This is a genomic window from Subtercola sp. PAMC28395 (genome assembly GCF_018889995.1).
Classification (GTDB): domain Bacteria; phylum Actinomycetota; class Actinomycetes; order Actinomycetales; family Microbacteriaceae; genus Subtercola.
This window is the reverse complement of sequence record NZ_CP076547.1, coordinates 286,110-308,870: the sequence shown is the minus strand read 5'-3', so window position 1 is coordinate 308,870 and position 22,761 is coordinate 286,110. Positions and strand designations below refer to the sequence as shown.

The 22,761-nt window shown below is 65.0% G+C and carries 18 protein-coding genes; 5 read left to right on the top strand and 13 right to left on the bottom strand.

From position 1 onward, the window contains the following. Positions 1 to 14: 14 nt before the first annotated feature. Both KPL76_RS01475 and KPL76_RS01470 read left to right on the top strand, forming a co-directional pair. The gene (locus tag KPL76_RS01475) at positions 15 to 2,309 is read left to right on the top strand and encodes an FdhF/YdeP family oxidoreductase (protein WP_253202107.1); all 2,295 of its coding nucleotides are present in this window, start codon (positions 15 to 17) and stop codon (positions 2,307 to 2,309) included. Positions 2,310 to 2,377: 68 nt separating this feature from the next. Beyond that, positions 2,378 to 3,841, top strand: coding sequence for an NAD-dependent succinate-semialdehyde dehydrogenase (locus KPL76_RS01470; RefSeq protein WP_216336583.1), 1,464 nt, complete (start codon positions 2,378 to 2,380; stop codon positions 3,839 to 3,841). A 69-nt stretch (positions 3,842 to 3,910) separates the two neighbouring features. Here KPL76_RS01470 and KPL76_RS01465 read toward each other — a convergent pair whose 3' ends face one another. From KPL76_RS01465 to cls, 5 genes are all read right to left on the bottom strand, one after another. Next, positions 3,911 to 4,591, bottom strand: coding sequence for a bifunctional 2-polyprenyl-6-hydroxyphenol methylase/3-demethylubiquinol 3-O-methyltransferase UbiG (locus KPL76_RS01465; protein ID WP_216334573.1), 681 nt, complete (start codon positions 4,589 to 4,591; stop codon positions 3,911 to 3,913). Positions 4,592 to 4,620: 29 nt separating this feature from the next. Beyond that, complete coding sequence (locus KPL76_RS01460) at positions 4,621 to 6,093, bottom strand: DUF2252 domain-containing protein (RefSeq protein WP_216334572.1); 1,473 nt, start codon at positions 6,091 to 6,093, stop codon at positions 4,621 to 4,623. 114 nt (positions 6,094 to 6,207) lie between these two features. Further along, a complete protein-coding gene (locus KPL76_RS01455) occupies positions 6,208 to 7,761 on the bottom strand; it encodes an NAD(P)/FAD-dependent oxidoreductase (RefSeq protein ID WP_253202106.1) in 1,554 nt (517 codons plus the stop codon). A gap of 108 nt (positions 7,762 to 7,869) precedes the next feature. Then, the gene (gene cofG, locus KPL76_RS01450; protein WP_253202105.1) at positions 7,870 to 10,158 is read right to left on the bottom strand and encodes a 7,8-didemethyl-8-hydroxy-5-deazariboflavin synthase CofG; all 2,289 of its coding nucleotides are present in this window, start codon (positions 10,156 to 10,158) and stop codon (positions 7,870 to 7,872) included. 229 nt (positions 10,159 to 10,387) lie between these two features. Next, positions 10,388 to 11,860 carry a cardiolipin synthase gene (gene cls, locus KPL76_RS01445; protein WP_216334571.1) on the bottom strand — a complete coding sequence of 491 codons (1,473 nt, stop codon included), beginning with the start codon at positions 11,858 to 11,860 and terminating at the stop codon, positions 10,388 to 10,390. A gap of 180 nt (positions 11,861 to 12,040) precedes the next feature. On the opposite strand from cls, the gene KPL76_RS01440 reads away from it, so the two are divergent. After that, positions 12,041 to 13,264 carry an AI-2E family transporter gene (locus KPL76_RS01440; protein WP_216334570.1) on the top strand — a complete coding sequence of 408 codons (1,224 nt, stop codon included), beginning with the start codon at positions 12,041 to 12,043 and terminating at the stop codon, positions 13,262 to 13,264. Here KPL76_RS01440 and KPL76_RS01435 read toward each other — a convergent pair. The 3 genes from KPL76_RS01435 to KPL76_RS01425 are packed head-to-tail and all read right to left on the bottom strand — an operon-like array spanning position 13,253 to position 15,856. Further along, complete coding sequence (locus tag KPL76_RS01435; RefSeq protein WP_216334569.1) at positions 13,253 to 14,425, bottom strand: acetyl-CoA C-acyltransferase; 1,173 nt, start codon at positions 14,423 to 14,425, stop codon at positions 13,253 to 13,255. The two genes, KPL76_RS01440 and KPL76_RS01435, sit on opposite strands and share 12 nt — an antisense overlap. Further along, on the bottom strand, positions 14,422 to 15,078 hold the full coding sequence (locus KPL76_RS01430; RefSeq protein ID WP_216334568.1) for a CoA transferase subunit B: 657 nt from the start codon (positions 15,076 to 15,078) through the stop codon (positions 14,422 to 14,424). Before KPL76_RS01430 ends, KPL76_RS01435 begins: the two co-directional genes overlap by 4 nt. 10 nt (positions 15,079 to 15,088) lie before the next feature. Beyond that, entirely contained in the window at positions 15,089 to 15,856 is a 768-nt protein-coding gene (locus KPL76_RS01425; protein ID WP_216334567.1) for a CoA transferase subunit A, read from the bottom strand. Between the two features lie 200 nt (positions 15,857 to 16,056). On the opposite strand from KPL76_RS01425, the gene KPL76_RS01420 reads away from it, so the two are divergent. Next, positions 16,057 to 16,836 carry an IclR family transcriptional regulator gene (locus KPL76_RS01420; protein WP_216334566.1) on the top strand — a complete coding sequence of 260 codons (780 nt, stop codon included), beginning with the start codon at positions 16,057 to 16,059 and terminating at the stop codon, positions 16,834 to 16,836. Between the two features lie 141 nt (positions 16,837 to 16,977). Then, entirely contained in the window at positions 16,978 to 17,463 is a 486-nt protein-coding gene (locus KPL76_RS01415) for a CarD family transcriptional regulator (RefSeq protein ID WP_205107082.1), read from the top strand. A gap of 10 nt (positions 17,464 to 17,473) precedes the next feature. Here the strand turns inward: KPL76_RS01415 and KPL76_RS01410 are convergent, their stop codons facing one another. The 5 genes from KPL76_RS01410 to KPL76_RS01390 all read right to left on the bottom strand — a co-directional run bounded on the left by KPL76_RS01410 (position 17,474) and on the right by KPL76_RS01390 (position 22,754). Further along, complete coding sequence (locus tag KPL76_RS01410) at positions 17,474 to 18,730, bottom strand: CynX/NimT family MFS transporter (RefSeq protein ID WP_216334565.1); 1,257 nt, start codon at positions 18,728 to 18,730, stop codon at positions 17,474 to 17,476. A gap of 142 nt (positions 18,731 to 18,872) precedes the next feature. Next, positions 18,873 to 19,427 carry a hypothetical protein gene (locus KPL76_RS01405; protein ID WP_216334564.1) on the bottom strand — a complete coding sequence of 185 codons (555 nt, stop codon included), beginning with the start codon at positions 19,425 to 19,427 and terminating at the stop codon, positions 18,873 to 18,875. 74 nt (positions 19,428 to 19,501) lie between these two features. Continuing rightward, complete coding sequence (locus KPL76_RS01400; protein WP_253202104.1) at positions 19,502 to 20,683, bottom strand: acyl-CoA desaturase; 1,182 nt, start codon at positions 20,681 to 20,683, stop codon at positions 19,502 to 19,504. A 222-nt stretch (positions 20,684 to 20,905) separates the two neighbouring features. Then, entirely contained in the window at positions 20,906 to 21,757 is an 852-nt protein-coding gene (locus KPL76_RS01395) for an ABC transporter permease (RefSeq protein ID WP_216334563.1), read from the bottom strand. 22 nt (positions 21,758 to 21,779) lie between these two features. Continuing rightward, positions 21,780 to 22,754 carry an ABC transporter ATP-binding protein gene (locus tag KPL76_RS01390; protein WP_216334562.1) on the bottom strand — a complete coding sequence of 325 codons (975 nt, stop codon included), beginning with the start codon at positions 22,752 to 22,754 and terminating at the stop codon, positions 21,780 to 21,782. Positions 22,755 to 22,761 lie beyond the last annotated feature (7 nt).

Below are 22,761 nucleotides of genomic sequence, written 5' to 3'. Positions count from 1 at the left end.
CGGGGCGACACGATGTGGAGACGGGTGCTGCGTCGGGCTCGGAGGAGTACCCCGATCTGCGGGTCGGGCATGCAGAGGATGTCGCTGTCGGGCTTCCCGCCATCTTCCATTCGATGGAACCGGCCATCAGGCAGCTCGGGCTGACGCGCACTGCCCAGCTCTTCACGTCGATCAACCAGAAAGACGGCTTCGACTGCATGAGCTGCGCCTGGCCCGATCCCGACGAGCGCAAGGCGCTGGAGTTCTGCGAGAACGGTGCGAAAGCGGTCACATGGGAGGCGACCCCGGTGACGATTCCCTCATCGTTCTGGGCCGAGACACCGGTCAGCGAGCTCCTCACCAAGTCGGAGTACTGGCTCGGAATGCAGGGCCGACTCGTGGAACCGGTGTACAAGGCGAAAGGCTCAGACCACTATGTGCCGGTCAGCTGGGAGAAGGCTTTCGCCCTCGTGGCCGAGAAACTGAACTCCCTCGACTCGCCCGATCAGGCCGCCTTCTACACGAGCGGGCGAACGGCCAATGAGACGGCGTTCGTGTACCAACTCTTCGTTCGAGCGTTCGGCACGAACAATCTGCCCGACTGCTCGAACATGTGCCATGAATCGACGGGCACTGCTCTTGGCGAGACCATCGGTATCGGCAAGTCGACGATTGCCTATGACGACTTCGAGAACACCGATCTGATCATCATCATGGGTCAGAACCCGGGCACCAACCACCCGCGTATGCTCACCGCGCTCGAAGACGCGAAGCGGAACGGGGCGAAGATCGTCTCGGTGAATCCGCTGCCCGAAGCAGGGTTGATGCGCTACAAGAACCCCCAGACTGTGCGCGGCATTGCTGGTCGTGGTACGACGCTCTCCGACCAGTTCCTGCAGATCCGTTCCGGCGGCGACATGGCTCTGCTGCAGGCGGTCGGCAAGAGGGTGCTCGATGCCGAACGAGAGCGACCCGGCACGGTACTCGACCACGAGTTCTTGAGTGCCCACACACTCGGGCTCGAGGAGTTGCAGGCCCATCTGGCGAATCTCGACGAGTCGGAAGTACTCGAGGCGACCGGGCTGAGCAGCGCTGAGATCGACGAGCTTGCCGGACGCTACATCGCCGCCGATCGGGTGATCATCACCTGGGCCATGGGCCTCACCCAGCACAAGAAGGCCGTCGAGACGCTCCGCGAGATCATCAACCTGTTGCTGTTGCGCGGCAATATCGGCAAGCCCGGTGCAGGGGCGTCGCCCATCCGCGGTCACAGCAATGTTCAGGGCGACCGCACCATGGGCGTGTGGGAGCAGATGAGCGACACCTTCCTCGACGCCCTGCAGAAAGAGTTCGGCTTCGACCCGCCGCGCGAGCACGGCACCGACTCGCTGAAGGCGATCGAATCGATGCAACGCGGCGAGATCAAGTTCTGGTTCTCGATGGGTGGCAACCTCGTCGCCGCGATCTCCGATACGGCAGCGGCCGAAGCGGCGATGCACGGCACAGAGATGACGGTGCAGGTGTCGACCAAACTGAATCGCTCGCACGCGGTCGTGGGCGAGGAGGCGCTGATTCTCCCGACGATGGGTCGAACCGAGGTCGACCTGCAGGCGACCGGCCCGCAATTCATGTCGGTCGAAGACAGCGTGTGCGCCGTGCACGCAACGCATGGCCGGGTCGCGCCGGTCGCACCCAGCCTTCTCTCCGAGATCTCCATCGTCACCCGCCTGGCCCGTGCGACCCTCGGCGACACCGTGCCGATCGACTGGGCCGGATTCGAGCGCGACTACGACGTGATTCGCGACCACATCGGCCGTGTGGTTCCGGGCTTCGAGAATTTCAACGCCCAGGTGAGGCGCAAGGGCGGATTCGTTCTGCCCAACGGCCCCCGCGATTCCCGAACATTCGCCACCGCGACAGGCAAGGCAATGATCACCGTCAATCATCTTGAGCCGCTGGAGCGGCCGGAGGGGCGACTGATCCTGCAGACTCTCCGCTCTCACGACCAGTACAACACCACGATCTACAGCCTGAACGACCGGTACCGCGGCATCAAGAACGGTCGCGACGTCATCTTCGTGAATCCCGACGACATCGCCGAACTCGGTCTTACCGACGGCCAACGGGTCGACATCTTCAGCGAGTGGAAGGATGACGCCGACCGCGTTCTGCGCAACTACCGGGTCGTTTCGTACCCGACGGCGAAGGGATGCGCGGCGGCCTACTTCCCCGAAGCGAATGTGCTCATTCCGCTGGCGAGCGCGGCCGACAGGAGCAACACGCCCGTGTCGAAGGCGATCGTCGTGCGACTCGAGCCGGTCGCCCGGTAGTACCGCGGCCCGAGGGGTTGTGGCTCTGCGAAGATGGAGGGAGGAGTTTTTCTGTCGAAGGAGTCACTGTGTCGTTGTCTGAGAGCGCCCTCGTAGCGAGCATCCCGACCAGCTTGTTCATCGCAGGCGAGTGGGTCGGAGCTGATGGCGGAAAGACCCTGACCGTCAGCAACCCCGCGAACGGCGAAGCCCTGACGACGATTGCCGATGCCTCGGCGGCCGACGGAATGCGGGCTCTCGACGCCGCGGTCGACGCCGCAGACAGCTGGGCCGCGACGGCGCCGCGTGTTCGTGGCGAGATCCTGCGCCGAACCTTCGACCTGGTGCAGCAGCGCAAGCACGACTTCGCGCTGCTCATGACGCTCGAAATGGGCAAACCTCTGGCAGAGGCCCTGGGCGAAGTCGCCTATGGCAGCGAATTCCTGCGGTGGTTCAGCGAAGAAGCGGTGCGCATCAGTGGGCGTTACTCGCTCAACCCTGAGGGCACAGGTCACGCGATCGTCTCCCAGCGCCCGGTGGGGCCGTCATTCCTGATCACGCCCTGGAACTTTCCGCTCGCCATGGCCACGCGCAAGATCGCACCGGCGCTGGCCGCTGGGTGCACAGTAGTCGTCAAGCCCGCTGAACTCACTCCACTTACGACGCTGTTCCTCGCGAGCATCCTCGAAGAAGCAGGCCTGCCCAAGGGTGTGGTCAACGTCATCACGACGAGCACCTCGCGCGATGTCTCAGGCCCGATCATCGCCGACCCGCGTCTGCGCAAGCTCAGCTTCACGGGCTCGACCGAAGTGGGCCGCACGCTCATGAAGCAGGCAGCCGACGGAATCCTGCGCACCTCGATGGAACTTGGTGGAAACGCCCCCTTCATCGTCTTCGGTGATGCCGACCTCGACAAGGCCGTCGACGGTGCCATGATTGCGAAATTCCGCAACATCGGCCAGGCGTGCACGGCGGCGAACCGGTTCATCGTGCACGAATCGGTCGCCGAGGAATTCGCGAGCCGCATCGCGAAGCGGGTCGGCGCGTTTGTTGTCGGCCCTGGCACAGAAGACGGCGTCACTATCGGCCCGCTCGTCGACCGCAAAGCGGTCGCGTCGACCAAGAGCCTTGTCGACGACGCGGTGAGCAAGGGCGCGACAGTACTCACCGGCGGCCACCAGATCGAAGGCGCTGGTTCGTTCTACGAGCCGACCGTGCTCTCGGGCGTGACCAGCGACGCCCGGATGCTGAAAGAGGAGATCTTCGGCCCGGTGCTCGGTATCGTGACCTTCACGACAGACGAAGAGGCAATCCGCCTGGCGAACGCCACGGAATACGGGCTCGTCAGCTACGCCTTCACCCAGGACCTGGCCCGGGGGCACCGCCTGATCGACCAGCTCGACACAGGAATGATGGGGCTGAATACCGGAGTGGTCTCCAACGCCTCGGCGCCGTTCGGCGGGGTCAAGCAATCGGGCATCGGCCGCGAGGGCGGGCTCGAGGGCATCCACGAGTACCTCGAGACGAAGTACACGCTGGTTCCGGTCAGCTGAGCTTCGCCCAGCTGAACTCGTTCCGGGTGAATCGACGCAGAGTTGCGCCTGAGAGGCGAGTAGAGGTGCTCAGGCGGGCGAAGGTGTCGCTCTGGTCACCATCACAACGCTGTCAACGAGGGTGACCCGGTTCCCGTCGGGGCCCACGACGGAGCGAGGCTCTTCAGAGCAGAGCTTCGTGACCCAGCCACGCGGGTCGAGGTGCAGGGAGTCGAGCACCTCCTGGGCGCTGGGCAGAGGTTCGCCGGCGTGAGCCATCTTCGACCACGGCGGAAACTCTGCGTGCCCCACGATGAGCAGACTGCCGCCAGGTGCGAGTGAATCGAGAGCCTTCTGCAGGATGCGCTCGCGGTCGAGCGGGATGGGTGACTGCAGGAACTGGGCAGACACGAGATCGAATTCGGCGTCAGGGAAGGATTCACCCAGGTCGTGCTGTTGCCAGTCGATCAGCTCATCGACGCTCGCCCGGACAGCTGCCGCCCTGCCGCGCTCGAGTGCGGTCGACGAGACATCGACTGCGGTGACCTGCCAGCCCTGCGTTGCCAGCCACACGGCATCGGCGCCCTCGCCGCACCCGAGATCCAGAGCCCGGCCCGCGGGGAGTCGCTCGGCCTCGCGCACCAGCAGCGGGTTCGGGTTGCCGCTCCAGATCTGGTCGCGCTGGCCGTAGTGGCCCTCCCAGAATTCCTGGGGGTTGTTCGGCTGGGCGGCGACCGTCTCGGCGTGGCTGCTTTCGGAGTGTTCGTGCATAGGTCAATTATCGAGCCAGGGCGTGATCGTCAGAGACCGCTCTGCGCCACGAGTCGTCCCGACGCCACGGCCGCTGCGAAGGCGTCGTAGTCCTTCTCGTTCTGGTCGGCGTACTCGGTCGCGAACGAGGTGATCGCTTCATCGAACTCAGTGCCCTTGCCGATGTAGGCCGCTATCGCGACCCGGTCGCCGGAACGCGCGTGCGCGCGGGCTAAGGTCTCGCCGCAGACCTGGGCGTAGATCAGCGCGCCCTTCACGACCATGTTCTCGACGTCGACCGATCCCTTCCAGTCGTGAAGTTGCCGCAGGTAGAAGTCGCGATCGATGCCGTCGAACCCGATGAGTGAATGCCAGCCCAGAAAGATGTCGCTGGCAGACTGCATCATCCGCTGGCCACGAACGACTCGTTCGCCGTGCGTCTGGTAGATGCTGGGCGGCAGGAATCGTTCGAGAACCGATGCCTGGGCCTCTTTCGCCTGAAGCAGCAGCGGGTCACCGGCATCGCGGCCCTCGAAGAGCAACACCCACGCGCGGGTGCCGACACTGCCGACACCGACCACCTTTCGTGCCATGTGCAGGTAGGTGAACTCCCTGATGGGGTGATGCTGGTCGATCAGTGTGTTCTGGTACCGCTCGATGAGCCTCTTCATGTTCTGCTGCTCTTCTTCGAGCGTGCGTTCCGAGGTGTCGAGATCTTCGACGGGCACGATCAGCGGTGGGTTCGCGAGGATCTTCAATCGGCCGTCGACCACACCGACCAGCTTGGTGAAGACGTGTGCACTGTCGCGTGTGCGTGCCTTTGCCAGGGCCGCTTCTGTGCGTTTTGCAATGGCGCTGTCCACCTGGTCGGCCTTCTGATGCCGATGGGTCAAGTCGCTCAGCTGTTCCGCATCGAGCCGGTCGTACCATGACTCGAGTACGCTGGCCTCGGCCGCAGCCCGCATGCGCTTGCGGTAGGCCCGGGTCACGGCGAGGGTTATGGCGCGGCGGTCGGCCTCGGAGAATTCGCGGTACCGTCCAGCGATCTCGAAGCTCGCGGCGAGGCGCTTCAGATCCCACTCGAACGGCCCGGGCAGGGTCTCGTCGAAGTCGTTGATGTCGAAGATGAGTGTGCGTTCGGGCGTGCCGAAGACACCGAAGTTCGAGAGGTGGGCGTCGCCGCAGAGTTGGGTGATCAGGCCGCTGTTGGGAGTCGTCGACAGGTCGGCAGCCATGATGAGCGCCGCGCCCCGGTAGAAGGTGAAGGGCGAGATGAGCATGCGGCCGTACCGGATGGGCACCAGCTCCGGCACCCGGGAGACGGCCTGTTCCTCCAGCAGTTCGACCGGGTCCGCGCGGTCGGGAGCTGCGGTCCAACCGGCGTGGCTCGATCGCGGCACTCGTTTGCGAGCCTCGCGGCCTGCACTCCGACGTGCATCGAAGGCATCTGCTGGTGGCGATGCATCTGCTTCTGGCTCAGATTCCGGGCTGGATTGCTCGGCTGTTTCCTGGAGATCGGTCATGATGAACCCTGCTTTCGGTTCCTGCTCACGGTGGAGATTGTGTGCTCACCGTAGTGCAGCGTCGGCCGAAGCGTAAGTGCCCAAAGTCCCGTGACCGAAGAAGTCAGGCTACCGTCACCTGATCGCGCGGGTCACCGCGCTGCCAGCGAAGGGCGCGGGGTCGAACACACCATTCTTCGCCTGGAAGGTATGGGCGGGCCCCGGCCAGAGCAGGGTCTGCCTGCCACTTCGGGTATCGACGTACCAACTCCGGCACCCGCCAGTCAGCCACACCGTCGACGCGCTGTCTGCGTCGAGCTCCGCGGTGTACTCGGCTTCGGCCAGTGCTGAGACCTCCAGCACCCCGGAGTTATCGCTGTGGCCTTCGCTGTCATCACTGCGTGCGCGATGGGCGAGGGCACCGGCAATGTACTCGATCTGGGTCTCGATCATGGTGATGGCCGAATTGTGGCCGAGGCTCGCGTTCGGCCCGTCGATGATGAAGAGATTGGGAAACCCGTGCACGACGGTTGAGGCGTATGCCGTCATCCCCTCGGACCAGTGGTCGGCGAGGGTCTCGGGGCCACCACCGTCACCGTCGCGATCATCGTCACCCGAGCCACGACCGACGATTCGGCTGGCGAACGGCAGCTCGGTGGTGTGAAAGCCGGTGGCGAGAATCAGCACGTCGAGGTCGAATTCCGTGCCGCTGGCCAACACCACCCGAGGACCGTCGATCGAAGCGACTGGGCTGGGCTCGAGCGTGACGTTCGGCCGCGCCAGTGCCGGGTAGTAGTCATTCGAGAACAGCACTCTCTTGCAGCCGATCTCGTAGTCCGGGGTGGCGGCCGACCTGAGTACCGGGTCTTCGACCTGCGTGTGCAGGTGGCCGAGGGCCAGATCGCGGTGCCGGCGTGCAGAGGCACTCCCATCGAGCTTCTGCGCGAAGCCTTCTTCGGCCGCCCAGTAGTACTCCGACCGGGCAGCTTCGAGCGCTTCCGGATGATCGCGGAATCCCCGCTTCTCGTCCGAGGTGTAGACGCGGTCGTGCCGGGGCACGATGTACGGCGCACTGCGCTGGAAGACCACGAGCTCTGCCGCCTGTTCTGCAACGGCGGGAACGAGCTGCACAGCAGAGGCGCCGGTACCGACGATTCCCACGCGCAGCCCCTCCAGCGAGACGTCGTGCCGCCAGGCCGCGGTGTGGAAGGCGTGCCCGGTGAACGACTCGAGCCCAGGCACCACTGGCAGGCGCGGCTCTGACAGGCGCCCGGCCGCCGTGACGAGAACACGCGCCGTGTAGTCGCCGCCTGACGTCGTGAGTCGCCAGAGGCTCTTCTGGGCATCCCATCGCGCTTCGAGAAGCTCGGTGCTGAACCGGATGCACGGCAGCAGCCCCTCGTCGCGGGCACATTCTCTCAGGTACTCGGCGATCTCGGCTCCCGGTGCGAACACCCTCGACCAGTCGGGCTTCGGCCGGAACGAGAAGGAGTACAGCTGCGAAGGCACATCGCAGGCGACCCCGGGATAGGTATTGTCGCGCCAGGTGCCGCCCACCTCGGTGGCGCGTTCGAGGATAAGGAAGGAGTGGGTGTTCTCGCGGGCGAGGCGCATGCCCATTCCGAGCCCGGCGAACCCGGCGCCGATGATGATGACCTCCACGTGCTCGCTCGACGTGCTGGTTCTCACGGTGAGAGCTCTTCGACGCGGGCGTAGAGCGTGGTGCGCTGGCGTGGTGTGCGGCCGAGGGCGGACGAGATTCGCTCGACAAGCCCGAGGGTGAGCGTTCGGCCGGTTTCAGCACCCGCGCTGGGGTCGAGGGTGCCGTCGAGGAGGAGCCCGCCGAGGTCGTCTGCGCCTCCCCTGAGCACGCCGAGGGCCTGCCGGAGGCCCAGCTTGGTCCAAGGCCGCCTGCACGTGGTCGATTCGGCCAGCCAACATCAGCCTGCTCACCGCGTGGACGGCGCGGGATTCGCGTTCTGATGGACCGTCGCGGCGCTGGTGCTGGCCGAGGGCAGGCGTGGCAGGCAGGCTCGGCAGGGCGGGGGAGTCTCCTGCGACGAACGGCATCGGAATGAATTCGGTGAAGCCGCCCGTCTCGTCGTGCAGGCGGATGAGCGTTCTGAGGTGCGCCACCTGCTGGCCGGCAGTTTCGATGTGCCCGTAGATCATGGTCGCCGTCGAACGCAGCCCGCTCTGGTGCGCCGCCGTGATGATCTCGATCCACTCCGCAGCGGGCAGGTCGGTGCCGCCGGTGAGGGAGGCCCTCACACTGTCGTCGAGGATGCGGGCACCCGTGCCCGGAACCGAGCCGACGCCGGCCTCACGCAGCGCTTCGAAGTAGTCGGGGTACGAGAGCCCCGATCGGCGCGCCCCGTCGGCGTGCTCTGCCGGGCGGAAGGCATGGAGGTGCAGCGAGGCTCCCTCTCCGCCTTCGTCTCCCTCTCCGGGCTGCGCAGGCGAGGCCTTCGCGATCGCCCGTGCCAGGTCGAAATACGCGGTGGGCCCGAGGTCGGGGTGGGCACGACCCTGCAGGCAGATCTCGGTGGCCCCGAGCATCCGCGCCTCAGAGGCGAGTGTGGTCACCTCGCGCAGGGTGAGCGGTCGTTCGGCCGTCAGGGCAGCCTGGTCGGGCCGCACGAGCGTGGAGTCGAGGTTGCGATTGATCGCGAAGGTGAGGGTGTCGCCGAGGGTGGCGCGGCGCAGCTCGTCGGCGAGGTGGCAGAGCTCATCGAGGTCTGGCCCGTCGGCACCGAGCAGTTCGGCGTAGTCGCCGTCGCTGAGGCCGGCGGGCGAGGTTTCGGCCCGGCGGAGGATTGCTGTGAGCGCAGGGGCGCGGTTCGTTCGTGCCTCGGGTGCGCGGGTCGCCGAAACCGGTCGAACCACCGTGAGGCCGTCTCTCGCCAACCCTGATTCGTCGGCCAGGGCGAGCACATGTGGCAACACCGCGGGGTCGATCCAGTCGCCGGGCTCGCGCACGAAATGCGGGTGAGCGGTGAGCCGCTCGCGCAGGGTGAAGCCGCTGCGTGCCGTCAGTGCCGCAAGCTCGTCGATCTGCGGCCACGGCCGCTCGGGGTTCACATGGTCGGGGGTGAGGGGGCTCACTCCGCCCCAGTCGTCGATGCCGGCGCGGATGAGCAGGGCCAGTTCGTGCGCGTCAGTGAGGTTCGGCGGCGCCTGGATGCGGGCGTCCTCGCCCAGCAGAAGACGAGTCACCGCGACGGCCGCAACGTACTCCTCGGTCTCGAGATCGACCGTTCGCATCATCGCCGTGGAATCCTTCGCACGGAAGTTCTGCACGATCGTCTCCTGGATGTGCCCGTAGCGCTCGCCGGATGCCCGGATCGCCAGAATCGAATCGACCCGTTCGGCCGTATTTTCGCCGATGCCGAAGAGTACCCCGGTGGTGAAGGGGATCTTCGACCTCCCCGCGTCGTCGAGCACCCTGAGGCGCACGGCCGGGTCTTTGTCTGGCGAGCCGTAGTGCGGGCCGCTCTTCTCCGACCACAGCCGGGTCGCGGTGGTCTCGAGCATCATGCCCATCGACGGCGCGACGCCTTTCAGCTCCTGCAGCTCTGCCCAGGTCATCACTCCGGGATTGAGGTGGGGTAGAAGGCCGGTCTCCTCCATCACCCTCAGGGAGACGTGCCGCACGTAGTCGATCGTCGAGTCGTACCCGTGTTCGTCGAGCCACGCGCGTGCGGCCGGCCAGCGATTCTCGGGCCGGTCGCCGAGGGTGAAGAGCGCCTCCTTGCAGCCCAGGGCCGCCCCGGCTTTCGCTATGGCGAGCACCTCGTCGACCGAGAGATAGGGCGCGATGCCCGCCTTGGCGAGCTTGCCGGGAGTCGACACGAAGATGCAGTAGTGGCAGCGGTCCTGGCAGAGGTGGGTGAGGGGAATGAACACCTTGCGCGAATAGGTGATGACGCCTGGTCGGCCTGCGGCCTCGAGCCCTTTGTCCCTGAGCTCGGACGCGATGTCGAGCAGTGTTTGCAGCTGCGTGCCACGCGCGTGCAGCAGTGTTTCGGCGTCGTGGGCCGAGATGCTGAGGCCGGTGGCTCCCGACGCCGTTTCCGCACGGCGCAAGGCTCTATCGATCTCAAGCGACGTGGCCGCGGGGCCTGCTGTGGGGGGTGATGGGCGCAGCTGGGGCGCAGACAGGTTCACGGCTGGCATGAAGCGGCTCCGGACAAGTGGGGGTGGGGCTGACGGACAGGAAATTCGTTCAGCCCAAAGCCAGGCTCACTACCAGATTCCCTCCCAGCCTAACCTCTCCGGATACACACCTGCCCTGCGGGCGCGTGTTGCGGTGTGCCTATTGAAGACCAGACGTCAGGCGCGCCAGACCGTCGAGCACTGTTCGGCTGAGTGGCTCCTTCTTCCACTCTTCCAGCGTCAGTTCACTGCTGATCGCCCGATACCCGGCCTCGACCTCGCGCATCTGGGCAACGAAGCTGGGCCCGTGAACCATGAGCGAGACTTCGAGGTCGAGGCTGAACGAGCGGATGTCCATGTTGCTCGACCCGATCACGGCGACCTCGTCGTCGATCGAGAAGTGTTTGGCATGCAGGATGAACGGGGCCGGGTAGCGCCAGATCCGCACGCCTGCTTCGAGCATCACCGAATAGTACGAGCGCTGGGCGTGGAACACGGGGCCCTGGTCGCCGATCTCCGAGACGAAGAGCTGTACGTCGAGGCCTCGCTCGCAGGCGGCCGTTATGGCATAGATCATCGCTTCGTCGGGCACGAAGTAGGGGCTCGTGATGATGATCTTCTTCTGGGCCGCATAGAGCAGCGCGAGAAAGAGTCGCAGGTTGTTCTCCCCGACGAAGCCGGGGCCGCTCGGCACGACCTGGCAGTCGAGGGCGTCGGCCGAGGTGTCGACAGCGACCTCGGTCGCGATGACGTTCTCCTCTGTCAGGATCTCGTCTGTCTCCGAGAACCAGTCCGAGAGGAAGATCACATTGATGCCCGAGACCGTCGGGCCAGTGACCCTGGTCATCAGCTCCTGCCATTTGAGGCCACGCTTGAGATTCTTCGTGGAGTTGTAGCTCCGGTCGATGAGGTTCTGCGATCCCATGTACCCGACCCGGCCGTCGACGACGACCAGTTTGCGGTGGTTGCGGAGGTCTGGCCTCTGGTACTTGCCCTTGAGGGGCTGCACAGGCAGCATGAAGCTCCAGCTCACACCGATGCGGTCGAGTTCGGCGAAGGTCTGCTTGTGGTTGGCCGTGCGAATCGACGCGATGTGGTCGAGGAGAACTCGCACGCGCACTCCCCGTTTGACCGCGGCCTCCAGTGCGGAGAAGAACACCTTCGTGGTGGAATCCCACGAGACGATGTAGAACTCCACATGCACGAATGTCGTCGCGGTGTCGATGTCTGCGGCCATCGCGTCGATCGACCCCTGGTAGTCGCCGATCAGCCTGGCGGTATTGCCCCCGGAGATCGGAACGGCACCGAGGGTGGTGTTCTGCGTGACGACGTTTGCCAGCCACGAAGGCCAGGAGTCGGTGTCGCTGACCAGGCTCTGTTTGGGGCGACCCTCGGCGATCATCCGGTTGATGGCCACCTGCTTGTCGCGGCGTGCCTTCGGGAGCTTCGAACTGCCCAGAAGCAGAAAGAAGAAGACGCCGATGTAGGGGATGAGGAAGATGGCGAGCAGCCAGGCCATGGCCGCGCTCGGCTTGCGATTTCGCGGAATGACGATGATCGCTGCGATCCGGATGCCCAGATCGACGAGCACCGCGAGAACGGCGAAGAGCGTGGTCACAGTGTCTCCGTTCACGGCAGCACCCTTCGTTCGATGAGTCGAGTATGGCAGTGACAGGCCCGACAGTATGCAGATGGGCGCTGAAGCTGTCTGACATCACCTCGATCGGATGAGGGTGAACCTCGACCCGATGCGCCGCTCGCCGCTATGGTTGTCGCAACAGGGCAGACGCAGTCTGAAGGAGGTGCGGTGGGAATGAGCCACATCGCAGCATCCGGCGCTCCGGATTCTGGCGAGCACGGATCCCCAGCGGTCGACACCGTGGGGCAACCCGGTTCGCGATATCCGCGGGGAACGGTGATCCTGGTCGGGCTTGCAGCGGTTGTCGTGGCTGCTGCCGGCATCAGCGCGATCAGCCAGATTCTCGCGCCGGTTCTGTTGACGCTCATTCTCACGATCTGCGCGAACCCCGTTCGCACCTGGTTGCAGAAGCGAGGCGTACCGCAGGGACTCGCCACCGGCTCGGTGATCCTCGTCGTCTTCGCCCTGCTTGCAGGCTTCGTCTATACCCTGGTCATCGCTTTCGCCCAGTTCGTCTCGATGTTGCCCAACTACTCGAGCCAGTTCACCGCGATGGGTGCATCGATCGGTTCGTGGCTCGAGAGCATCGGAATCGGTGCCGAGCAGGTGCAACAGGCAGCTGCGGGATTCAACCCCGCGAACATCCTGAACTTCTTCAGTGGCCTTCTGGGAAGCGTGTTCGGCATCACGGCCGGCCTTGTCATTGTGTTGACGATGCTCATTCTCATGTCGGCCGATGCCGCGTACACTCCGACGCTGATGCGCCAGCTGAGTGAACGCCAGCCGTATTTCGTTGCAGCCCTCGGCGAGTACACCTCGAACGTGCGCCGGTACATGGTGGTGACGACAGTGCTCGGGGTCGCCCAGGGAGTGCTCAATGCACTCGCGCTGTGGATCATGGGAGTGCCGGCGGCGCTGCTCTGGGGCATTCTCGCTTTTCTCTGCAGCTTCATTCCGAACATCGGGTATTTCTTTGCGATCATCCCGCCGATCGTCTTCGGTTACCTGGTGGGCGGCTGGCCGACCGTGATCGCCGTTGTGGTGGTGTACGGGGTCATCAACGCAGTGGTGCAGTCGATCATCCAGCCCCGCGTCGTGGGCAATGCCGTCTCACTGAGCCAGACCATCACGTTCTTCTCGGTGTTGTTCTGGGCGGTGGTCATCGGGCCGATCGGCGCGATCCTCGCGATTCCGCTCACGCTCATGGTTCGTCTCTTTCTCATCGACTCCGACCCGAAAGCACGATGGTTGCGATTGGCGATCGGTGACACCACCGAGACGAGGGTGATCATGAAGACCGAGGTCGCCAGGGCGAAACAGGTGCGGCTCGACACTCGGGCGACCCGCAAGAACGAGAAACTCTCATCAGAGGCTGGGCCGCCTCGATCAGAGGGCTGACAACACCACCGCTGAGCCCTGGCCACCGCCACCGCAGATGCCTGCCGCGCCGATGTTGCCTCGGCCGAGTGCCTGCAGGCGGCGAGCGAGGTGCCCGACGATCCGGGTGCCCGAGGCCCCGACGGGGTGACCCAGGGCGATCGCCCCGCCGTGGCTGTTGACGATGCTCGGGTCGATGCCCAGAAGCCTGGTCGAGTGTACCGATACCGCCGCAAACGCTTCGTTGATCTCGACAGCTGCCAGATCGCTGGCAGCCCAACTGGTGCGGTGGAGTGCAGCGGCGATCGCGTGTGCCGGCTGTGCGTGCAGCGTGACATCGGGGCCGGCAACGAACGCGTGGCTCTCGACCCGTGCCAGGCCATGGATGCCGCGCGCCTCAGCCACCGTTTCGCTCATGAGTACGAGGGCAGCGGCGCCATCGGTGATCTGGGAGGAGTTGCCGGCGGTTATGGTTCCGCCCGAGCCGAAGGCTGGTCGCAGTGTGGCAAGCGATTCGATGGTGGTCTCAGCGCGAAGGCCGTCGTCGGCCATGACGATCTTCGCTTGCCCCCGCCCGGGAACCGCGAACGGCTCGATCTCGCCAGCGAGGAATTCCGAGGACGAAGCGAGACGCCTGTGTGAGAGGGCAGACCATTCATCCTGGTCGGCGCGGGAGATGCCGAGAGGTGCATTGCGTTCCTCTGTCGAAGAACCCATCGACCGCTTTTCGAAGGCATCGGTCAGGGCGTCGTGCTCGAGGGTATCGAGGAACTCGGCCGTGCCGTACTTCTTGCCCTGTCGCGATCCAACCCAGGCGTGGGGCGCGAGCGACATCGATTCCTGGCCGGCCGCGACGACGATGTCGGCTTCGCCGGATTCGATCAGTCGCACACCGGCGACGACCGCTTCGATGCCCGAGAGGCAGACGACATTGAGAGTGAGGGCAGGAGTGGTGAGAGGGATGCCGGCACCGACGGCCGACTGGCGTGCCGGATTCTGTCCTGCTCCACCCTGCAGCACCTGGCCGACGATGACCCGTTCCACGTCGTCCGGGGTGAGCCCTGCCCGTGTCAACGCAGCGCTGATGGCATGGGACCCGAGGGCCGTCGCGGCGACCGACGCGAACTGGCCGTTGAATTTCACGAAGGGAGTACGGGCGTAACCGGCGATGATCACGCTCATGCGAGTGCCCCGATCGACTCGAGTTCTACCTCGAAGGGCGCGCCGGTGAGCCTCTGTAGCTCGTCGACCGTCACATCGGGGGCGAGGGTGCGGAGCACCAGGCCCGCTTCCGTCACGTCGAAGACGGCAAGATCGCTGATGATGCGCTGCACGACGCGCGCGCCGGTGAGGGGGAGGTCGCACTCCTCGACGATCTTGGGAGATCCGTCTTTGGCGTTGTGCTCCGTTACAACGATGACGCGGGGAGTACCAGCGACGAGGTCCATGGCGCCGCCCATGCCTTTGACCAACTTGCCCGGAATCGTCCAGTTCGCGAGGTCACCGCGCGCTGAGACCTGCAGTGCTCCCAGGATGGCAAGTTGCACGTGGCCGCCGCGGATCATGGCGAACGACGTGGCCGAATCGAAATAGCTGCCGCCCGGAAGCAACGTCACCGTCTGCTTGCCCGCGTTGATGAGGTCGGCGTCTTCGTCGCCGTCGAAGGGGAAGGGCCCCATTCCGAGGAGCCCATTCTCGCTCTGCAGTGTGACGGTGAGCCCGTCGGGAACGTGGTTCGCCACGAGTGTCGGGATGCCGATGCCGAGGTTCACGTAGGCGCCGTCGGTGAGCTCACTTGCGGCGATCGCCGCCATGGTGTCGCGTGTCCAGGTCATGATCTGTTCCTTACGCTGTCGCGAATGTGTGGGTGGTCGAGTCTGCAGCAGCACCAGCTTCTGGCTGGCCCGCGCTCGCGGGTCGCTGCCTCACTGTGCGCTGCTCGATGTCTTTGACGCGGGGGAGTGCCTTCACCAGGCGCTGCACAAAGATCCCTGGGGTCACCACAGCGTCGGGGTCGAGGTAGTCCACGTCTTCGATGTGCTCCGCTTCGACCAGCGTCGTGCGCCCTGCCGTCGCGACCAGGGGGTTGAAGTTGCGCGCGGTGTGCCGGTAGACGAGGTTCCCGGCCCGATCGGCTCTGAACGCATGGACGAGGGAGACGTCGGCCACGATGCCGCGTTCAAGCAGGTACGTCTCCCCGTCGAAATCGGCGTGCGGTTTGCCCTCGGCGACGGGTGTGCCCACTCCGGTCTTCGTGTAGAACGCGGGTATGCCCGCTCCGCCCGCCCTCAGTCGCTCGGCCAGTGTGCCCTGGGGCACGAACTCGACATCGAGCTCTCCGCTCAGAAACTGCTGGGCGAAGAGCTTGTTCTCGCCGACGTACGAGGCGAGCACCTTGGCGACCTGCTTGTTCTCGAGAAGAATGCCGAGACCTCTTCCGTCGACCCCCATGTTGTTCGACACAATCGTGAGGTCGCGTGCCCCACTGTCGCGGAGTGCCTCGATGAGGTCTGTGGGGTTCCCGCTCAACCCGAAACCTCCGACGGCGATTGTGTCTCCGTCGCGGACGAGATCACGCAGGGCCTCTGCGGCGCTGGCATAGATGGTGGTCATGGCACTCCTTTGTGTTCAGTACGCAGACGAGACCAACCAATGATCGTCGGAGTCGCCACTTCGAAACGTAGGCGGGTCTCCCGGTCGGAGTCAAAGGCCTGTTGCCGCGGAATCCCGGGTATGTCGACAGGTGGGCAAGCCGCCCCTCTTTGTCCACTATGTGAACAGGTGTAGCGTTCGACTATGAGAGAAGAGTTCCTGTGAGTGAAGTTGTCAGGGGAGGGCAGGTCGTCTCCCGCGTCGGCACCGTTCTGAGGGCGCTCAGCGGATCGCCCACGCACGGGCTTACAACCGCGGAGGTTGCCGGTGCCACGGGTCTGTCCCGCCCGACTGCGCACCGCCTGCTCTCCGCCCTGCTTGCCGAGGGATTCGTCGATCGGGAGGCATCGGATGCCCGCTGGCACGTCGGCCCGGAACTCTACCTGCTCGGCACTCTCGCCGCAGACCGCTACGACGTGACCGAACTCGCCAGGGAGAGCGTGCGTACCCTGGCCGAGGTGACGGGTGAGAGTGCATTCTTCTCTGCCAGGCGCGGAGACGAGACCATCTGCCTGATGCGAGAAGACGGCAGCTTCCCGATCCGTTCGTTCGTTCTGTATGAGGGGGTGCGATTCCCGTTGGGGGTCGCCTCCGCGGGGCTGGCCGTTCTGGCGTATCTGCCTGAAGACGAGATGATGCGGTACACCGCCGACGACCGGCTCGTGGAACGGTTCGGGACCAGGCACTCTGGTGCGAGCATCCGGAATCGAATCGCGGTGACGCGCAACACCGGGTACGCACTGAACCCCGGGCTGATCCTCGAGGGGAGCTGGGGCATGGGAGCCACCGTCTTCGATGCGGCGGGCAGGCCCGCGTACGCCCTCAGCCTGACCGGGGTGGAGTCGCGGTTCCGGCAGGAGAGACAGCAGGAGCTGGGCGCACTGTTGCTGCAGCACGCGCATCTGGTGACGCAGAGGCTGAGGTCGGCGACGAGGGTGTGAGGGTGCACCGCGATCGCTGGGGCCCCGGTTTGTGACGCGCACCGGCCTCGACGATGGCGTATGATTCCGCCCCGAGCGCAGAGGGCGAGAGAGGCCTCCCGGATCGGGTAAACTGTGTGTCTCAACCTAAAGGCAGATTAGATGAAAATTGAAGTCGGCGAAACTCTCGTCTACCCCCACCACGGTGCAGTAACCATCACAGCACTCGAAACTCGCGTGGTCAAAGGCGAAGAGAAGCAATTCATGACGCTGAACGTGCACACCAGCGAGCTGACCATCAAGATTCCGGTCGAGAACATCGATCTTGTCGGCGTTCGCGATGTCATCGACGAAGCCGGCGTCCAGGCCGTCTACGCCGTATTGCAGAACGAGTTCGTCGAAGAACCGGGCAACTGGTCGCGACGGTTCAAGGCCAACCAGGAGAAGATGGCCTCGGGCGACGTCAACCGCGTCGGCGAAGTCGTTCGCGACCTGTGGCGCCGCGACCACGACAAGGGTGTCTCTGCCGGCGAGAAGCGCATGCTCGAGAAAGCGCGCCAGATCCTCGTCTCCGAGCTCGCTCTTGCTCAAGACCTGACCGACGAAGAGGCTTCGGTGCTGTTGAACGGCGTGCTCGAAGCCGTTTGACGCGGTACGTTCAGCGCGCCAGCGGGCTGCGGGTTCGGTTCGCCCTGATGGCACCGGCCAGGCCCGCTGCGCTGAAGACCAGCGTCGACACCACGATGATGCTGAGGGGCAGCGTCCACGCGCCCGTGGCATCGTGGGCTGCGCCCAGCAGGGTGGCCGACGTCGCACCGAGCGCGTAGCCAACCCCTTGGATCATGGCCGAGAGGCCGCGGGCGTGTGTGCCGTTCAGTGCGAGCTGCACGATGAGCATGAAGACGATGGTGATTCCGCCGCCCTGTGCGACACCGCCGAAGAAGCCCCAGATGAACCAGGCCGAGGGGTCCAGCAGCAGGCCGACTGGGCAGCTGACCCACAGAATGGCGACCAGTACGAAGGTGCGGGGAATGCCGATCCGTGTCGACAACAGCGGCACTCCCAGTGCCCCGACGACGGCTGCGATCTGAAAGATCGACGAACTCGAGCCGGCGGCAGTGACCGACAGCCCCACTTCGTCTTCGAGGATCGTCGGGAACCACGCGGTCACGCCATAGTACGAGAAGGCCTGGCCGGCGAACGCCAGCGAAAGCAAGAGGGCTGAGGCGCTGCGCCACGTGCGGGCATGCACCCCTTGGATGCTGGGTATCGACTGGGTGTCGATCGCCACCGTCTCGAAGGCCCCTGACTCGAGCGTCGGCCTGAGAGGCCCCACATGGAAGGCGGCCCGGGGGCCGATCGCCAGAAGCCAACCCGCTGTGGCGATGACGGCGAAACCGCCCCACGCCAGCAGGGCGGCCTGCCAGCCGAACGCCTGGGCGAGCGGTGCGGTCGCAAGCGAGGTGATCATTGAACTCACGTTCATGGCCGAGGTGTACGAACCCGTGACGATTCCCACCCGGCGCGCGGGGACATCCCGGCGGATCAGCACCGGTACCACCACATTGCCGACGGTGATGAACGCACCCATGATGATGGTGCCCACAAAGACAGCCTCGACCCCGCCGGCCGAACGGATGATCGTACCGAGCCCCACGCCGATGACAGTGATGGTCGTAGCGAAGTTCGCTCCCGCTCTGCCGACGAAGAACGAGGCGAACGGGGTGATGATGGCAAAACACAGCACGGGCAGGGTGGTGAGGAGGCCGACCTGTGCGGCGGTGAGGCCAAGATCGGCGCGCAGGGTTCCGCTGATCGGCGCGATGGCGATGATCGGACCTCGAAGAACCAGCCCGATCAGCACGATGCCGATGACGACGGGCCAGGGGAACGATCGGGTGGAGGTGGTGGGCATGACCTGGCGATTCTGAGGATCGGTCCGCCCGCCCGGAACTCGGACAGACGAAATTCTGTCAGCGAATTTGTTGGGGTGTACTAACGATATACCAGCGATCGGATCGGCTCAGATGCCGTGCTCTGCGTTATGCCGGCTGAGCTCACAGATCGGGCGCGGCAGGCTTCTGGTTGGCGATTCCGATCTGGTCGGGCACCGAGCGGGCGACGTCGCGGAGCCAGGGCCCCGGCTCCGGCCACGATCGGCCCGTCGGCAACGATCGCAGCACGCGTGTCAGCGGTGTCGAGCCGGTGGCCCAGGGAATGACACGCGTCGGTGCGGCCTGGGGTAGTACCCCGAGCCACCAGTGCTTCCAGGTGGCCGGGAGCCGCTCGGGGTCGACCACGATGTAGTAGTCGGGCATGCTGAGGGTTCCACCCTGGAACCCTGAAGTGGCCCGGTCCACCTCGAGGTCGAGGGTTCCGAGTGTTGCGAGATCGTCGAAGAACTCGACCCATGCGGCCGCGACGTGCGCCAGAGGGTCACGGTCGTGAACGACATAGGGTGCGCTGGACCTGCTCACCCAGCGTTGCACTTCGTCGTCGGTACTCTCGGTGAGCGACGCGGCATGCACGTTGGCATGGTGGCCCAGCGCGCCAAGTGCCGTGGGCGATTCGTTACCGACCAGAACGAGTGTGGTGCTTCGCGGGCTCCCCATGAACAGAGTTTACGCGGCTGGCTGGGGCGATCGACAGGGCCTGCCGTGACGATCGCGTTACAGGGGTCTGAGTGTCAGCGACCGTAGGCCGACGCTGCCGGGCACTGGAACGCATCCCGGCCGGCAGCGAGCCCGACCTTGTTCAGATAGGTGATCACGATTCCATAAGCCTCAGGAAGCGTCGTCTCGGTGTACAGGATCGTGTGGGTCTCGCAGTATTCGCGGGCGATCTGTTGCGCGGCCTTGAGGTGCGGGCGTGCCATATTCGGGAAGAGGTGGTGTTCGACCTGATAGTTCAGGCCTCCCATGAACCAGTTGATGAACCAGCCGCCGCTGATGTTGCGCGAGGTCAGCACCTGGCGGCGCAGAAAGTCCACCCTGGAGTCCTTCGGCAGTATGGGCATGCCTACGTGGTTCGGAGCGAAGGACGAACCCATGTACACACCGAACACGGCCAGTTGCACGCCGATGAAGGCGAATGCCATGCCCAGGGGCAGCATCAGGAAGATCACGGCGACATAGGCGCCGATGCGTGCCAGGAGCATGGTGATCTCGACGGCCCTCTTGTCGACTTTGCCCTTGCCGAAGACGGTACGAAAGCCGTGCACGTGCAGGTTCAGGCCCTCGAGCACGAGGATCGGAAAGAAGAAGTTGCCCTGGCGTTTCGTGAACCACGCATAGATCCCGCGGGTCTTCGCCGCATCGTGTTCGGTGAAGGAGACGACGTCCTGGTCGATGTCGGGGTCTTTGCCGATGATATTGGGGTTGGCGTGGTGGCGGCTGTGCTTGGTCATCCACCAGGAGTAGCTGATGCCCACGAACAGATTGGCGAGCATGCGGCCGACGATGTCGTTCGCCTTGCCCGATTCGAAGACTGCTCGATGGGAGGCCTCGTGCGCCAGAAAGGCGAACTGCGTGAGAATCACGCCGAGAACGGCCGCCATCAGGAGCTGGTACCAGGAGTCACCCAGCAGGATGAAGCCGGTGACTACTCCGCCGAGGGCGACGAGCAATGCACCGAACATCGCGTAGTAGTAGCCCGTGCTCCGGCGAAGCAGGCCGGCGTCACGAACGGTGCGGAGGAGCGCCGAATATTCGGTGGTCGGGTTCGCGCGGTTGCCGCCGGGCTTCGTCCGCGTGAACTTCACCACGGGAGTCGAGGTGCCCGATGCCGCCAGAGCGACGGAGGGCACCGAGGAGTTCGAGAGCGCCAGAGACTCAGACGGCACAGAAGGATTCATAGACAGGCTGCTCATCAGAGCCTCATTCCGCGGTTCGGCCTTGCAGAGAGTGCGGATCGCAAGAGGGCGATGCACCTTCATCGATATGGCAACCAAGGTCTGGGGCAACCTCTATTGACGCTACTGGGAAGCGCGCTGGGCCGCGTGCAGAAGGCGGTCAGGAAACCTCTTTGGCGGCAAATCAGCAGGTTGGGCAGCGCGTGGATGAGCCGGGAATTGAGGGCTGATCGAGACCCGTCAGGAGAGGATGTCTTTGGTCGAGAAACGACCGTACGCGAGCGCGCCGAAGACAAGCACATACGCGAGCTGCAGGAGGGCGTTCGTGCCGAACGACGACCATTCGATGGGCTGGCGAAGCAGGTCAGCGAAGCTCAGCCAGTAGTGGCTGAAGAGCCACGGGTGCAGCCAGTCGAGTTGCGGCAGTGAATCCAGCACCTGCGAGACGATCGAGATGACGACGGTGGCCGCCATGGCACCCACGGGAATGTCGGTCAAGGTCGAGATGAACAAGCCGATGGCCGAGAGACCGAGCAGCGAGACCGTCACATAAGCGGCAATCAGCAGGGCGCGGAGGGCCGCTTCTGGCACGCCGATGGTATCTCCGGAGAGCAGCGTGACCGGGCCGATCGGGAAGAGAGCCGCCCCGATCACAGCACCCGCGAGCGTGATCACGATCACGGCGGCAAGGCAGAACGCTATGGCACCGGCGTACTTCACGATCAGCAGCCGGCCCCGGCCGACGGGCGAGACCAGCAGGTACCGGAGGGTGCTCGCGCTGGCTTCGCCGGCGATCGTGTCTCCGGCGACGACGCCCACGGTGAGGGGCAGGAACAGCGGAATGCAGATCGTGAGGGCGACCAGGCTGACGAACAGCCCGTTCTGGGTGATCTGGTCGAGGAAAGCGGGCCCCCTGCCCGATGGTGGTCGGGCCGTCGAGACCCGCACGGCGACGGCGATCAACACCGGAATCGCGGCCAGCGCGGCCAGCATCACCCAGGTGCGCCGACGGCGGAAGAGAACCGACAGCTCTGACGCGAGCAGCGCCCATCCGGCGTTCGCTTTTCGCGGCACACTGGTGAGCGCGCCCATCTGATCTCCACTGGTTGTTTCATTACTGGGCAACGTCGAACCCCTCCCCGGTGAGGGCGACGAACAGGTCTTCGAGCGTGGCTCGTTCGACAGAGAAACCGCGCACGCGGACTCCTTCGGCAACCAGGGCCGCGACGATCGACTCCGGAGCCCGGTCATCACCGAGCGGGGCTGTCACGATTCCGTCTGCCGACGCCTGCTCGACCAAGGGGGTCGGATGATCGGGGTCGAGCCCGATCATCCGCAACACCCGTTCGGCCGCCGCCGTGTCGGGGGTCACCACTCTGGCACGGGTCTGCCCCGCGAGCCGCAGTTCGTCGAGGCTGCCCTGCGCAACGAGCGAACCGGCGCTCATGACTGCTGCGTGGGTGCACATGTGCTCGATCTCGGCCAGAAGGTGGCTCGAGACGAACACCGTGGTGCCTTCTTCGGTGAGCGAACGGACGAGGTTGCGAACCTCCCGTGTGCCCTGTGGGTCGAGGCCGTTGGTTGGTTCGTCGAGCACGATCAGTTCACGGGGGGTGAGAAGCGCATTCGCGATGCCGAGACGCTGCTTCATTCCCAGCGAATAGGCGCGTACCTTCTTCTCGGCGGCGTGGCTGAGGCCGACCCTGTCGAGTGCTGCATCGACGCGCGCGCGCCGGGTGTGACTCGAAACGAAGCGATCGGCCGAATCGAGGCGGCGCAGGTTCGCAGCCCCTGAGAGGAACGGGTAGAAACCGGGCCCTTCGATCAGCGCGCCGACGCGTGGCAACACGTCGGGGAGCATCTTCGGGAGCGCGCGACCCAGCACACTCACCTCGCCCGACGTTGCAGAGGCCAGGCCCAGCAGAACCCTGATGGTGGTGGTCTTGCCCGACCCGTTCGGGCCGAGAAAGCCGAACACCGACCCGCGAGGCACAGCGAGGTCGATGCTGTTGACCGCGGTCTGCCTTCCGAACTTCTTGGTCAGGCCGTGGGTCTCGATCGCGAGTTCGCCTGGCGCTGTCGTGGCCATGGGTACG